We start from the raw sequence: 13012 nt of genomic DNA on the forward strand, positions 1-13012 counted from the left end.
CGCGCATGGATAAGACCTACCAGCCGCACGCCATTGAAACTTCCTGGTACAAAACCTGGGAAGAAGAGAATTATTTTGCCCCGCAAGGCGCGGGCGACCCGTACACCATCATGATCCCGCCGCCGAACGTCACCGGCAGCTTGCACATGGGTCACGGTTTCAACAACGCGATCATGGACGCCCTGATCCGTTTCCGCCGCATGCAGGGTCGCAACACCCTGTGGCAGCCGGGCACCGACCATGCGGGTATCGCCACCCAGATGCTGGTTGAGCGTCAGATCGAAGCACAAGGTCTGAACCGCCACGACCTGGGTCGCGAAAAATTCCTCGATAAAATCTGGGAATGGAAAGACCAGTCCGGCGGCAATATCAGCCGTCAGATCCGTCGCCTTGGCTCGTCCGTAGACTGGAGCCGCGAACGCTTCACCATGGATGACGGCCTGTCAGAAGCCGTGAAAGAAGCCTTCGTACGCCTGCACGAAGACGGCCTGATCTATCGCGGCAAGCGCCTGGTCAACTGGGACACCAAGCTGCACACCGCCATTTCCGACCTTGAAGTGGAAAACCACGACGAGAAAGGTTTCCTGTGGAACCTGCGCTACCCGCTGGCTGACGGCGCAACGACCGCAGAAGGTCTGGACTACCTGGTGGTTGCTACCACCCGTCCGGAAACCATGCTGGGCGACGCCGCTGTTGCCGTTAACCCGGAAGACGAACGCTACAAGGCCCTGATCGGCAAGTTCGTCGAGCTGCCACTGGTTGGCCGTCGTATCCCGATCATCGCGGACGACTACTGCGACCCTGAATTCGGCACCGGTTGCGTGAAGATCACCCCGGCCCACGATTTCAACGACTACGAAGTCGGCAAGCGCCACAACCTGCCGCTGCTGAACATCTTCGACAAAAACGCCAAAGTGCTGGCTGCTGCCCAGGTGTTCAACCTCGACGGCAAGCTCAACGAAACCGTCGACGGCACCCTGCCGGCCAAATACGCCGGCCTGGACCGCTTCGAAGCGCGCAAGCAAATCGTTGCTGATTTTGACGAAGCAGGCCTGCTGGTCAGCGTTGACGATCACGCCCTGAAAGTACCGAAAGGCGACCGCTCCGGCACCATCATCGAGCCGTGGCTGACGGACCAGTGGTACGTATCGACCAAGCCTCTGGCAGAACCAGCCATTGCAGCCGTGGAAGACGGGCGCATCGCGTTTGTGCCTAAACAGTACGAAAACATGTACTTTTCGTGGATGCGCGACATCCAGGACTGGTGCATCAGCCGCCAGCTGTGGTGGGGCCATCGTATCCCGGCCTGGTACGACGAGTCGGGCAAGGTCTATGTAGGCCGCGACGAAGCTGAAGTCCGCGCCAAAAACAACCTGGGCCCGGACGTTGCGCTGCAACAGGACAACGACGTACTCGACACCTGGTTCAGTTCGGGCCTGTGGACGTTCTCCACCCTGGGCTGGCCGGAAAAAACCGACGCGCTGAAAACCTTCCACTCCACTGACGTGCTGGTGACGGGCTTCGACATCATTTTCTTCTGGGTTGCCCGGATGATCATGCTCACCATGCACCTGGTGAAAAACGAAGACGGCACCCCGCAAGTTCCGTTCAAGACCGTGTATGTACACGGCCTGGTACGTGACGGTCAGGGCCAGAAGATGTCCAAGTCCAAGGGCAACGTCCTGGACCCGCTGGACATCATCGACGGCATTGAACTCGAAGACCTGGTGGCCAAACGCACCACCGGCCTGATGCAGCCAAAACTGCTGAAGAAAATCGAGAAACAGACCCGCGACGAATTCGCAGACGGCATCGCCAGCTATGGCACCGACGCCTTGCGCTTCACCTTCTGCTCGCTGGCATCTACCGGTCGCGACATCAAGTTCGACATGGGCCGCGTTGAAGGCTATCGCAACTTCTGCAACAAAATCTGGAACGCCGCACGTTACGTGCTGGACAAGGGCGAGGACTGCGGCCAGAACGGCGAAGCCTACGAGCTGTCACTGGCCGACCGCTGGATCATCTCGCAACTGCAGCGCACCGAAGCCGAAGTGACCCGTCACCTCGACCAGTTCCGTTTCGACCTGGCCGCACAAGCGCTGTACGAGTTCATCTGGAACCAGTACTGCGACTGGTACCTGGAACTGTCCAAGCCTGTGCTGTGGGACGAAAACGCTCCGGTAGAACGTCAGCGCGGCACCCGTCGCACGCTGGTTCGTGTACTGGAAGTTGCCTTGCGTCTGGCGCATCCGTTCATGCCGTTCATCACCGAAGAGATCTGGCAGCGCATCGCGCCGCTGGCCGGCGTTGAAGGCAAGACCATCATGCTGCAACCGTGGCCAGTGGCCAACGAAGCACGCATCGACCAGGCGGCCGAAGACGATATCGAATGGCTCAAGGGCTTGATGCTCGGCACGCGTAACATCCGTGGCGAAATGAACATCGGCCCGGGCAAGCCATTGCAGCTCTACCTGAAAAACGTCAGCAGCGAAGACCAGCGCCGTCTGACCGAGAACGATGCCTTGCTCAAAAAGCTGGCTAAACTCGAATCGATCACCGTGCTGCAAGACGGCGCCGAAGCACCTTTGTCCGCTACCGCTCTGGTAGGCGAGATGGAAGTGCTGGTGCCGATGGCCGGCCTGATCGACAAAGATGCAGAGTTGGCGCGCCTGGACAAGGAAATCCAGCGCTTGCACGGCGAAGTTGCGCGAGTGGGCGGCAAATTGTCGAATGCCGCGTTCGTTGACAAGGCCCCGGCCGAAGTCATCGAAAAAGAACGTGCCAAATTGGCCGAAGCCGAACAGGCCTTGAGCAAATTGGCAGACCAGCACGCGCGGATTTCCAGCCTGTAATAACGCTGCGCACCTGATCGCGGGCAAGACCGCTCCCGCAGGGTTCAACTCTGCAGGAACGGGCTTGCCCGCGATTGCTTTTGTGGAATGAATTGAACATGACTACCCCACGCACTTCCAAAGCAACACGCCACAAGCCCAAGGCTGCCAGCGATGCCAAACCGGTCGAGCCGCGCGTCAAGCCCAGCCTGCACCCGCGCAACCGCCACCAGGGCCGCTACGACTTCCCACAGCTGATTTCGGTGTGCCCGGAACTGGCCGAATTCGTGATCATCAACCCGTACGGCAAGGAAAGCATCGACTTCGCCAACCCGAGTGCCGTGCGCGTATTCAACCGTGCCCTGCTCAAGGCGTTCTACGGCATTGCTCACTGGGATATCCCGGCCGACTACCTGTGCCCGCCCGTACCGGGTCGCGCTGACTACGTGCACTTCCTGGCCGACCTGCTGGCCACCATGAACGACGGCGAGATCCCTCGCGGGCAAAACGTTCGCGTGCTGGATATCGGCATGGGTGCCAACTGCGTCTACCCGCTGATCGGCCACAGCGACTATCGCTGGCAGTTCCTGGGTACGGAAGTCGACCCGACTGCCGTTAAAGCGGCCAAGGCGATTGTGCAGTCCAACGGTCTGAACAAAGCCATCAGCCTGCGCCTGCAGCCTAATCCGCAGAAAATCCTGCTGGACGTGCTGGAAAGTAGCGAACGTTTCGACCTGACCATGTGCAACCCGCCGTTCCACGCCTCGCTGGACGAAGCCACACGCGGCAGTGAGCGTAAATGGCGCGCACTGGGCAAGGCAGATCCAAAGCGCAAGCTGCCGGTTCTGAACTTTGGTGGCCAGGCGGCCGAATTGTGGTGTGAAGGCGGCGAACAGCGCTTTGTCACGCAACTGATCCGCGAAAGCGTCCACGTTGCGCGTCAAATCCTGTGGTTCAGCGTGCTGGTGTCCAAGGCTTCCAACTTGCCAGCCATCCAGACCGCGCTGAAAAAAGCCGGCGCACGGGAAAGCCAGGTCGTGGAAATGTCCCAGGGCAACAAGCAAAGCCGCTTTGTGGCCTGGACCTTCCATGACAAGGACCAGCAGCAGATGTGGCGCGAGAAGAACTGGAAGTAAGCCCCGCGCAATCCTGTAGTCGCTGCCGAAGGCTGCGATAAGAGCTGAGGGGCCCTGAGAAAGCGGGGCCGCTTCGCAGCCCATCGCAGCCTCGTGCCTCGACAGCGACTACACAAATTGCGGGCATAAAAAAGCCGCGCTTCGGAGTGATCCGAAGCGCGGCTTTTTTAATGCTTACTTGTTAACAGCGTCAGTCAGGCCTTTGGCCACAACGAGCTTGATAACTTTTTTGGCAGCGATTTCGATGGCAGCGCCAGTCGAAGGGTTACGGCCAGTACGGGCAGGACGCTCGGTCACTTTCAGTTTGCCAATACCTGGCAGAGTGATTTCGCCGCCATTTTCCAATTGATCAGCAACGATCTGAGCCAGTTGGTCCAGAGCGTTACGCGCGGTAGTTTTCGGCGCGTCGATGGCTTCAGCGATATCAGCGATCAGTTGGTCTTTAGTAATAGCCATTGAGATGTTCCTTCCCTATCAAATTCATTTGGTTTGCAGAGTGCAATGTCAGCCATCGAGCCAGATCTCAAGGGTCTGGCACACCCGCCAGCTTTCACGACGAATCGCGGATGTAGATAGCTAAAACGGGGTTTGGTTCGACCTGACACATGCTGAATGCACGCTTTACGCCGTTTCCGAGCGCAAGACCGGGCAAAACTAGCACAGAGACGGTTAAATATCCGCCTCTACCTGGGCTTTTGGTCAGCTTTATCGCCTTAAAACCGTAAAAAAGCCGTCCCGGGTGGTCTCAAGCCCCCCAAACACCGACCCAGCGCTCAGGTGCGGTACACTTGGCGCCTTTGCGGGGTGCGCCCCCTGTCCTCTCATTACTCGCCGAGAAGCCCATGCCGATCCGTCATTGCATCGTCCATTTGATTGACAAAAAACCCGACGGTACGCCCGCTGTTCTCCATGCCCGCGACTCTGAACTGGCCGCGTCTCAAGCCATCGAGAACATGCTCGCGGACCTCAACGAAAGCTACAACGCCAAGCAAGGCAAAGCATGGGGCCTTTTCCATGCTGAATCCGGCGCGCATCCGTTCAGCGGCTGGCTCAAGGAGTACCTGGACGGCGGCAAAGACTTCACCGCATTCAGCCGCGTGGCCGTCGAGCATCTGCAGAAGCTGATGGAAGAGTCCAACCTTTCAGTCGGTGGTCACGTACTGTTTGCCCATTACCAGCAAGGCATGACCGACTACCTGGCGATCGCCCTGCTGCATCACAGCGATGGCGTGGCGGTGACCTCGGATCTGGACGTGACCCCATCGCGTCACCTGGACCTTGGCCAACTGCACCTGGCGGCACGGATCAACATTTCCGAGTGGCAAAACAACAAGCAGTCCAAGCAGTACATTTCGTTTATCAAAGGCAAAAACGGCAAGAAAGTTTCGGAGTACTTCCGCGACTTTATCGGCTGCCAGGAAGGCGTCGACGGACCAGGCGAAACCCGGACCCTGCTCAAGGCCTTCAGCGACTTCGTTGAAAGCGAAGACCTGCCCGAAGAGTCCGCCCGCGAAAAAACCAAGACCCTGGTCGACTACGCCAGCAGCCAGGCCAAAATCGGCGAACCGATGGGTCTGGCCGAATTGTCCGAGCTGATCGACGAAGAGCGTCCGAAAGCCTTCTACGACCATATCCGCAACAAGGACTACGGACTTTCTCCCGAGATCCCGGCAGACAAACGCACCCTGAACCAGTTCCGCCGCTTCACCGGGCGCGCTGAGGGCCTGTCTATCAGCTTTGAAGCCCACCTGCTGGGCTCCAAGGTAGAGTTCGACGAAGAAGCCGGCACGCTGGTGATCAAGGGCTTGCCGACCCAACTGCTAGACCAGCTCAAGCGCAGCAAATAATGCTCAACGGTATTTTGAAGAAAGTCCTGTTTGTTCTGGTGGTGGTGGTCATCTTCCAGAACTGGGGCAAGATCGAGCGTGTACTCAATCCCTCGGGTGTCGTCTCCGAGCAAACCCGGGCCAGCGCCCGTGTGGTGCTGTACTCCACGCAATGGTGTGGCTACTGCAAGGCGACGCGCCGGTTTCTGGATGAGAAAGGCATCCCGTTCAAGGAGTTTGATATCGAGAAAGACGCGGTCGCCCGCCAGGCTTACGAAGCGCTGGGCGGACGCGGAATTCCGATACTGGACGTGAACGGCACGCTGATAAGGGACTTCAAGCCGGATGCGATACTGGCGGCATTGAAATAACCCCTTGCGCCTGACTTTGCACCAGGCATTCCTTGGCGCTCTTCCTGAGCTTTTTGATCAGTCGTTCCTGGCGCAAGGCTTCGCCCCTGTCAGGCCAGGATTCGACATACACCAAGGCCACTGCCGGGCTTGAAGCAAAAAAGCGTGCGCCCTTGCCGCTTTGATGTTTGGCAAAACGGCGCACCGGGTCATCGCTGATCCCGCAGTACAGAGCGCCATTGGCGGCCCGCACCAGATAAACGAACCAGGGTTTTTCGCTCACTTTCAACGGCTGCCCTGAAAGGCCTTGAGTCCTTTTTGCGCCTGAGCCCGAATGGCGTTCTTCACCAGCGGCGTCCACCCCAGCAACAAGCCCTTGGTGCCCAATGCCTGACGCGACCAGCGCCACAGGTCAAAGTGATCGTGGTGCTCGCAAATCTTGCCGTCGCGAAACACAAACTGCGCCTGAATATCATTGACCACCGTGGCCCCGGTCTGGCCAAACACGTAGGTTGCCACCCAGTGTGCGCTGCCGCGCTGCCCCTGAGCCTGGACCTGATCGAAAGTCAGGCTGAAATCCTTGGCCCGCGAGGTCAGCATGCGCCACATGTCTGCGGCATCCTGGCCACGCAATTCACCAAAAACCGGATCGCTGAACAAGACGTCATCGGTGTAGCAGGCCGCCATCGCTTGTGCATCGAGCTGCTGGAAGGCCTGGTAGAAACGAGTGATCAATGCTTGATGGTCTTGGCTCATGGCAGGGTCCGTGCGGGTCAGTAATCCGTGCACGATAATCTGCCATGAACAGAAACACTATGGCCCTCAGATTTTCTCGCTCTGCACATTCACATACAGGGAACGTCCCGCGCCGAGCCCGGCGACGATAGCCCCCAGGCCCACCACGGCAAAAATCCAGCCCACAGCACTCCAGCCGCCCGTGACTTCATGCACGATCCCGACCGCCAGCGGCCCCATGGAGGCCACGGTGTAACCAATACCCTGGGCCATGCCAGACAGGTTGGCCGCAACATGAGCGTCCCGCGAACGCAATACGATAAGCGTCAACGCCAGGCTGAACGTACCGCCCTGCCCCAGGCCCAGCACAATCGCCCAGCCCCACAAGCCTTCGATGGGGGCATACAGGCAGCCGAACAGCCCGGCCAGGGTCATGCTCATGACCAGCACAATGGCCAGCCGCTGATCTTTGCCCCGTGTGGCCAGCCAGGGCGCTGTCAGTGCAGTCAGCAATTGCACGATGACCGAGCCCGACATCACCAGCCCGGCCTGGGTCGGGGTCAAACCGCGCCCGATCAGAATGGAGGGCAACCAGCCAAAAACGATATAGGACAACGAGGACTGCAAGCCCATGTAAAGCGTCACTTGCCAGGCCAGCGGATCACGCAGCAGGCCACTCACCCGATAAGCAACATTGTGTGAGCCCTGACGCTTGCCCACTTGGGGCAGCCAGAAAATGGCCGCAACCAGAGCCGGCAAGGCCCAGAAGCCGAGTCCCAGTGCCCAGCTCTGACCCAACGACTCGCTCAGTGGTACCGTCGCGCCCGCCGCCAGTGCCGCGCCCAGGCACAAGGCCATGGTGTAGACACCGGTCATGGTCCCGGCATGCCCTGCGAAATCACGCTTGATAATGCCCGGCAACAGCACGCCGATGATGCCAATGCTGGCGCCCGCCAGAATGCTCCCGGCAAACAGCCCTGCCTCTCCCAGGCAACTGCGCAGAACGATGCCGCCGCCCAGTGCCACCAGAATCCCCAGTACCACCCGCTCAGTACCAAAACGCCGGGCCAGAATCGGTGCCAAAGGCGCGAACAGTCCCAGGCAAAGCACCGGCAAAGTGGTCAATAAACCGGCCTGCGCTGCCGACAGCCCCAGGCTGTCCGACACTTCTCCCAGCAGCTGCGCCATGCTCGACAATGCCGGACGCAGGTTCAGCGCCACCAGTACCAGGCCCAATAGCAGCAACCACGGCCTCAGCACGACCGGGGGCGTTTGCTGCACCTGTTCGCCGTCTATCTCAGCATCGATCAGCAACGCTTCCAGCTCATCCAGATGACGAGCGGGCTCGGCGCTGGCATTGGCGACTGACAAAGGTTGAGTCATGGCGTGCTCCGGCTCAGGGTTCATTGATCAACGTCCGGCATAACGCCATGGCCCGTTGCGGGTTTTGTTGTTCTACGGCTTCGAGTAGCTCGACGTGCAGGTCGAACACCAATTGACGCCTGGGATGAACATCCATCGTCTTGCGCAAATGGTTGGTCACAACGCTGGAGGTGTAGCGGTACAGCTCGCTCAAGGCCGGGTTGTGCGCGGCATCTATCAGCCGCTGGTGAAACACCAGGTCGCAGCAAATATAGGTGTCGAGCTCACCGTGATAGTGCTCGCCACTTGCATCGAGCGCCTGATGCAGCAGCCGCAAGTCCTCGTCCGTACGACGCAAGGCCGCCAGGCCAACGGCTTCAACCTCAAGGATGTGCCGCATCTCCCGACCCTGCTCCATTGAGCAGGATGACAAGGCACGCAACGTGTCCATCGGGTCGACTCGCCCTCGCAGATAACTGCCATCGCCCTGACGGATTTCGATCAGCCCGGCGAATGCCAGCACGCGCATGGCTTCACGCACGGTGTTACGGCTGATGTTCAGTTGCGCCGCAAGCTCCGGCTCGGTCGGCAAACGCTGCCCCACCGCCCAGGTGCCGTTGTTTATTCGCGCACGCAGTTGCTCAAGCGCCTGGTCAACCAGGGAACGTTTTATCAGTGGAGAAGCGTCTGTCATTGAATTCACCCTTTCATCCAATCATAGGATGAATTTTCCGACATGTTAGCGAGACGTCTTCACATCGGCAATCAACTACAGATTAAGTGCCCCAAAAAAATGCTGATTGAGCATTGAATCGACAACCCTTAAAGGGTATTTTAAAAAATCGAGGCTGCCTCTTATGGAAAAGAAAACACCTCACTACAACCTCCAGTGCATTCAAGCCGACGTACAACGGCTTGGCGCTGTAGCGTTTACCAAAAGCGCCCTGGATGGCGGACGAACCATGGGCCTGACCCTGGCGCAAATGCAGCGGGTCATTGCTTCTTTAGAACGCCGGGCGCTGCACAAGTCGATGTCGCCCCACTCAGACCACAAGGTCTGGCAAGACGCCTATCACGCACAGGCCTACGGTTTGGCTATTTATATCAAGGTGACTTATCGCCCGAGTGGAGGGCCGCCAGTCATCGCTTTCAAGGAAAAAGACCTATGAGCAAACATGACTGTTACGCCTGCGGGGCCCCCAACGCGATGCACGCCTTCAAAGGGCGTAGCTTCAATGTGAGTTTCAAGCAAATGAACCGGATGGTGCACAGCCTGACCGGCCATGAATGCAAGGAATGCGCTGAGGTCGAGTTCGATGCTCCCAGTGCAGAGCGTTATGCCCGGGCAGGGGATGAACTGATTGAAGATGCCAAGCAGGTGATGGCTGATGAGATGAAGCGCATTCGGCGCAAACTTCACTTCACTCAAAAAAGTGCTGTGCAACTGCTGTCGGGGGGTGGCCACAATGCGTTCAGCCGTTATGAGCGTGCCGAGGTCGAACCACCGAAACCCTTGTTTGTGCTGATGCGTTTGCTGGATCGCCATCCCGAACTAGTTCGGGAATTACAGGCCATCAATGAGTGCACCGATATCAATGCGCTGCTGGTGCAAAAACAACAGCAGCGACACGAATAGCCTGTAGCCGCAGCTTTAGGCTGCGGCTACAGCAGTTGAATCAATGCAAAATCTGATTCAGGAACAATTTGGTCCGGTCATTCTGCGGGTTGTCGAAGAAGTCGTTCGGTGCGGCCTCTTCCACGATTTCGCCCTTGTCCATAAAGATCACCCGGTTGGCCACTGTGCGCGCAAAGCCCATTTCGTGGGTCACGCAGAGCATGGTCATGCCGTCTTCGGCCAAGCCGATCATGGTGTCCAACACCTCTTTCACCATCTCCGGATCGAGCGCTGAAGTCGGCTCATCGAACAGCATGATTTTTGGTTTCATGCACAACGCCCGGGCAATCGCCACACGCTGTTGCTGGCCGCCCGACAACTGCCCCGGAAACTTGTGCGCCTGCTCCGGAATACGAACCCGCTCCAGATAATGCATGGCGATTTCTTCAGCCTGACGCCGGGGCATCTTGCGTACCCACATCGGTGCCAGCGTGCAGTTCTGCAGAATGGTCAGGTGCGGAAACAGGTTGAAGTGCTGAAACACCATGCCCACTTCGCGCCGTACCGTCTCGATCTGCTTGATGTCGTTGGTCAACTCTACCCCGTCAACCACGATGCGCCCCTGCTGGTGCTCTTCGAGGCGATTGAGGCAGCGAATGGTCGTCGACTTGCCGGAGCCCGAAGGCCCGCACAACACAATGCGCTCGCCTGGCTGGACGTTCAGGTTGATGTCCTTGAGCACATGGAACTGGCCGTACCACTTGTTGACGCCCTGCATCTGAATAATGCCTTCAGCGCTTGCAGGCTTTTTGATTGCTTCACTCATGTCGCACTACTCCTAACGCTTGTGGCCAGTGTCCAGCTTGTGCTCCAGATGCATGGAGTAGCGGGACATACCAAAACAGAAAATCCAGAACACCAACGCTGCAAACACATAGCCTTCAGTGGCCATGCCCAGCCATTTCGGATCGGCGGCGGCTTGCTTGACGCTGTTGAGCAGATCGAACAGACCGATGATGATCACCAGGCTGGTGTCCTTGAACAGGGCAATAAAGGTGTTGACGATGCCGGGGATCACCAGCTTGAGGGCTTGCGGCAAAATCACCAGGCCCATGCTGCGCCAGTAACCCAGGCCCATCGCCGCAGCCGCTTCGTATTGCCCTTTTGGAATGGCTTGCAGGCCTCCGCGCACCACTTCAGCCACATACGCCGACTGAAACAGGATCACGCCGATCAAGGCACGCAGCAGCTTGTCGAAGTTCATGCCCTCAGGCAGAAACAACGGCAACATCACCGAGGACATGAACAGCACGGTAATCAGAGGAACGCCGCGCCAGAACTCGATGAAGGTCACGCACACCACACGAATGGCGGGCATGTCCGAACGTCGGCCCAACGCCAGCAAAATCCCCAATGGCAAGGCACCGGCAATGCCCACAGTGGCAATGACCAGCGTCAGCATCAGGCCGCCCCACTGGCTCGTGGCAACGTTGCTCAGGCCCCAGTAGCCGCCATGCAACAAGGTGAATGCCAGAATCGGGTAGACCACCAAAAAGCCCAGTCCCCAGATTGCCTTGTGCTTGAAGCGCGAGATAAACAACGGCGCGGCGCCCACCACGGCAAGCCACACGGTCAGGTCTACACGCCAGCGCAGTCCGGTCGGGTAGTAGCCATACATGAACTGGCCAAAACGCTGCTGGATAAACACCCAACAGGCGCCTTCCTTGGTGCAGTCCGCCTGAGTGCTGCCGACCCAGTTGGCGTCAAAGATCGTCCAGCTCAGCAGCGGCGGCACGATCAGCCAGATCAGGTAAAAGGCAAACAGGGTGAGCAAGGTGTTGAGCCAATTGGAAAACAGATTGGCCCGCGCCCAGGCAACGATACCGATGCGGTTGCCCGGCGGCGGCATGTCGGGTTTAAAAATATGAGTTGTCATAGTCCCGTCCTCATCGCTCGATCAGCGCAATACGCGTGTTGTACCAATTCATCAGCAGCGAAATGCTGATACTGATGGCCAGGTACACGCTCATGGTGATGGCAATGACTTCAATCGCTTGCCCGGTCTGGTTAAGCACCGTGCCTGCAAACAGTGAAACCATTTCCGGATAACCGATGCCCGCCGCCAGCGACGAGTTTTTCACCAGGTTCAGGTATTGGCTGGTCAGTGGCGGAATAATCACCCGCAGTGCTTGCGGGATAATCACCTTACGCAGTGTTGGCCCCGGACGCAGGCCAAGCGAGCGGGCAGCCTCGGTCTGGCCATGGCTGACCGACTTGATCCCCGAACGTACGATTTCAGCAATGAAAGCTGCGGTGTAGACCGTCAATGCAATGGTCAGCGCCAGCAGCTCCGGAATCAGCACCCAACCGCCAACAAAGTTGAAACCCTTGAGCTCTGGCATTTCCCAGTGCACCGGAGTGCCGAACAACACGATGCTCAAGCCCGGAATCACCAGCATCAGAGCCAGCCCGACCCAGAACTTGTGAAACGGTACGCCGGTTTCTTCGAAACGCTTGTTGGCCCGGCGAACCATCAGCACCACGGCTGCAATCGCCAGCACCACACTGCCCACAAAGGGCCAGAAGGCCTCGGTACCAACAGCTGCAGGCATGTTCAGGCCGCGGCTGCTCATATAAAAGGTGTCGGCAAAGTTGTGGCTGTTGCGTGGCCCCGGCATGGTCAGAAAGACCGCGAAGTACCAGAAGAGGATTTGCAGCAGAGGCGGGATATTGCGGAAGATCTCGACATACACCGTGGCCAGCTTGCTGATCATCCAGTTCGACGACAAGCGCGCGACACCGATGATAAAGCCCAAAACCGTCGCCAGGACGATACCGATGACCGACACCAGCAATGTGTTAAGCAAACCGATCAGAAAAACCCGGGCATAACTGTCGGACTCGGTGTAATCAATCAAATGCTGCGCAATGCCAAAACCGGCACTGCGTTCCAGAAAGTCAAAACCCGAAGTAATGCCGCGATGCTGCAAGTTGGTCTGGGTGTTGTTGAACAGATACCAGCCCATGAACACCACCAGCGCAACGGTGATGAGCTGAAATAACCACGCACGCACACGTGGATCGCCGAGGCTGAGCCTTGGCTTGGGTGCGCCGACTTTAATTTGCATGAAGTGCCCCTAAAAATGGATCAGACAAC

At 58.2% G+C, this 13012-nt stretch carries 14 protein-coding genes; 6 read left to right on the forward strand and 8 right to left on the reverse strand.

From position 1 onward, the window contains the following. The first annotated feature begins 5 nt into the window (after positions 1 to 5). Positions 6 to 2852, forward strand: a complete 2847-nt coding sequence (locus V6P94_RS22655; RefSeq protein ID WP_133076282.1) for a valine--tRNA ligase — start codon at positions 6 to 8, stop codon at positions 2850 to 2852. A gap of 98 nt (positions 2853 to 2950) precedes the next feature. After that, positions 2951 to 3967: a 23S rRNA (adenine(1618)-N(6))-methyltransferase RlmF gene (gene rlmF / locus V6P94_RS22660; protein WP_133076283.1), complete on the forward strand. Its 1017-nt coding sequence runs from the start codon at positions 2951 to 2953 to the stop codon at positions 3965 to 3967. A 174-nt stretch (positions 3968 to 4141) separates the two neighbouring features. Here the strand turns inward: rlmF and V6P94_RS22665 are convergent, their stop codons facing one another. Further along, a complete protein-coding gene (locus V6P94_RS22665; RefSeq protein ID WP_003440137.1) occupies positions 4142 to 4423 on the reverse strand; it encodes an HU family DNA-binding protein in 282 nt (93 codons plus the stop codon). Positions 4424 to 4809: 386 nt separating this feature from the next. Between V6P94_RS22665 and yejK the strand changes: the two genes are divergently transcribed. Next, positions 4810 to 5814 carry a nucleoid-associated protein YejK gene (gene yejK / locus V6P94_RS22670; protein WP_133076284.1) on the forward strand — a complete coding sequence of 335 codons (1005 nt, stop codon included), beginning with the start codon at positions 4810 to 4812 and terminating at the stop codon, positions 5812 to 5814. After that, positions 5814 to 6164: a glutaredoxin family protein gene (locus tag V6P94_RS22675; RefSeq protein ID WP_133076285.1), complete on the forward strand. Its 351-nt coding sequence runs from the start codon at positions 5814 to 5816 to the stop codon at positions 6162 to 6164. The genes yejK and V6P94_RS22675 overlap by 1 nt, the downstream gene beginning before the upstream one ends. Here the strand turns inward: V6P94_RS22675 and V6P94_RS22680 are convergent. The 4 genes from V6P94_RS22680 to V6P94_RS22695 all read right to left on the reverse strand — a co-directional run bounded on the left by V6P94_RS22680 (position 6130) and on the right by V6P94_RS22695 (position 8934). Beyond that, positions 6130 to 6426: a GIY-YIG nuclease family protein gene (locus V6P94_RS22680; RefSeq protein ID WP_338648707.1), complete on the reverse strand. Its 297-nt coding sequence runs from the start codon at positions 6424 to 6426 to the stop codon at positions 6130 to 6132. The two genes, V6P94_RS22675 and V6P94_RS22680, sit on opposite strands and share 35 nt — an antisense overlap. A 2-nt stretch (positions 6427 to 6428) precedes the next feature. Next, the gene (locus tag V6P94_RS22685; protein ID WP_133076287.1) at positions 6429 to 6899 is read right to left on the reverse strand and encodes a nuclear transport factor 2 family protein; all 471 of its coding nucleotides are present in this window, start codon (positions 6897 to 6899) and stop codon (positions 6429 to 6431) included. 66 nt (positions 6900 to 6965) lie between these two features. Continuing rightward, positions 6966 to 8285: a CynX/NimT family MFS transporter gene (locus V6P94_RS22690; protein WP_338648708.1), complete on the reverse strand. Its 1320-nt coding sequence runs from the start codon at positions 8283 to 8285 to the stop codon at positions 6966 to 6968. Continuing rightward, entirely contained in the window at positions 8275 to 8934 is a 660-nt protein-coding gene (locus tag V6P94_RS22695; protein ID WP_133076289.1) for a FadR/GntR family transcriptional regulator, read from the reverse strand. Before V6P94_RS22695 ends, V6P94_RS22690 begins: the two co-directional genes overlap by 11 nt. A gap of 163 nt (positions 8935 to 9097) precedes the next feature. On the opposite strand from V6P94_RS22695, the gene V6P94_RS22700 reads away from it, so the two are divergent. Together V6P94_RS22700 and V6P94_RS22705 are read left to right on the forward strand one after the other, a co-directional pair. After that, positions 9098 to 9409: a type II toxin-antitoxin system MqsR family toxin gene (locus tag V6P94_RS22700; protein ID WP_338648709.1), complete on the forward strand. Its 312-nt coding sequence runs from the start codon at positions 9098 to 9100 to the stop codon at positions 9407 to 9409. Further along, complete coding sequence (locus tag V6P94_RS22705; protein ID WP_338648710.1) at positions 9406 to 9876, forward strand: type II toxin-antitoxin system MqsA family antitoxin; 471 nt, start codon at positions 9406 to 9408, stop codon at positions 9874 to 9876. Before V6P94_RS22700 ends, V6P94_RS22705 begins: the two co-directional genes overlap by 4 nt. A 40-nt stretch (positions 9877 to 9916) precedes the next feature. On the opposite strand, the gene V6P94_RS22710 is transcribed toward V6P94_RS22705, so the two are convergent. The 3 genes from V6P94_RS22710 to V6P94_RS22720 are packed head-to-tail and all read right to left on the reverse strand — an operon-like array spanning position 9917 to position 12983. After that, positions 9917 to 10681, reverse strand: coding sequence for an amino acid ABC transporter ATP-binding protein (locus V6P94_RS22710; protein WP_133076292.1), 765 nt, complete (start codon positions 10679 to 10681; stop codon positions 9917 to 9919). 12 nt (positions 10682 to 10693) lie between these two features. Then, entirely contained in the window at positions 10694 to 11791 is a 1098-nt protein-coding gene (locus tag V6P94_RS22715) for an amino acid ABC transporter permease (protein ID WP_338648711.1), read from the reverse strand. 10 nt (positions 11792 to 11801) lie between these two features. Then, complete coding sequence (locus V6P94_RS22720; protein WP_133076294.1) at positions 11802 to 12983, reverse strand: amino acid ABC transporter permease; 1182 nt, start codon at positions 12981 to 12983, stop codon at positions 11802 to 11804. Positions 12984 to 13012 lie beyond the last annotated feature (29 nt).

This window comes from Pseudomonas sp. ML2-2023-3, from assembly GCF_037055275.1.
Lineage (GTDB): Bacteria > Pseudomonadota > Gammaproteobacteria > Pseudomonadales > Pseudomonadaceae > Aquipseudomonas.

Coding starts and splice junctions, on each gene's coding strand:
- V6P94_RS22710 (WP_133076292.1), bottom strand. CDS start 10,681: ATGAGTGAAGCAATCAAAAAGCCTGCAAGCGCTGAAGGCATTATTCAG.
- V6P94_RS22715 (WP_338648711.1), bottom strand. CDS start 11,791: ATGACAACTCATATTTTTAAACCCGACATGCCGCCGCCGGGCAACCGC.
- V6P94_RS22655 (WP_133076282.1), top strand. CDS start 6: ATGGATAAGACCTACCAGCCGCACGCCATTGAAACTTCCTGGTACAAA.
- V6P94_RS22695 (WP_133076289.1), bottom strand. CDS start 8,934: ATGACAGACGCTTCTCCACTGATAAAACGTTCCCTGGTTGACCAGGCG.
- V6P94_RS22700 (WP_338648709.1), top strand. CDS start 9,098: ATGGAAAAGAAAACACCTCACTACAACCTCCAGTGCATTCAAGCCGAC.
- V6P94_RS22685 (WP_133076287.1), bottom strand. CDS start 6,899: ATGAGCCAAGACCATCAAGCATTGATCACTCGTTTCTACCAGGCCTTC.
- V6P94_RS22720 (WP_133076294.1), bottom strand. CDS start 12,983: ATGCAAATTAAAGTCGGCGCACCCAAGCCAAGGCTCAGCCTCGGCGAT.
- V6P94_RS22705 (WP_338648710.1), top strand. CDS start 9,406: ATGAGCAAACATGACTGTTACGCCTGCGGGGCCCCCAACGCGATGCAC.
- V6P94_RS22665 (WP_003440137.1), bottom strand. CDS start 4,423: ATGGCTATTACTAAAGACCAACTGATCGCTGATATCGCTGAAGCCATC.
- V6P94_RS22690 (WP_338648708.1), bottom strand. CDS start 8,285: ATGAACCCTGAGCCGGAGCACGCCATGACTCAACCTTTGTCAGTCGCC.
- rlmF (WP_133076283.1), top strand. CDS start 2,951: ATGACTACCCCACGCACTTCCAAAGCAACACGCCACAAGCCCAAGGCT.
- V6P94_RS22675 (WP_133076285.1), top strand. CDS start 5,814: ATGCTCAACGGTATTTTGAAGAAAGTCCTGTTTGTTCTGGTGGTGGTG.
- yejK (WP_133076284.1), top strand. CDS start 4,810: ATGCCGATCCGTCATTGCATCGTCCATTTGATTGACAAAAAACCCGAC.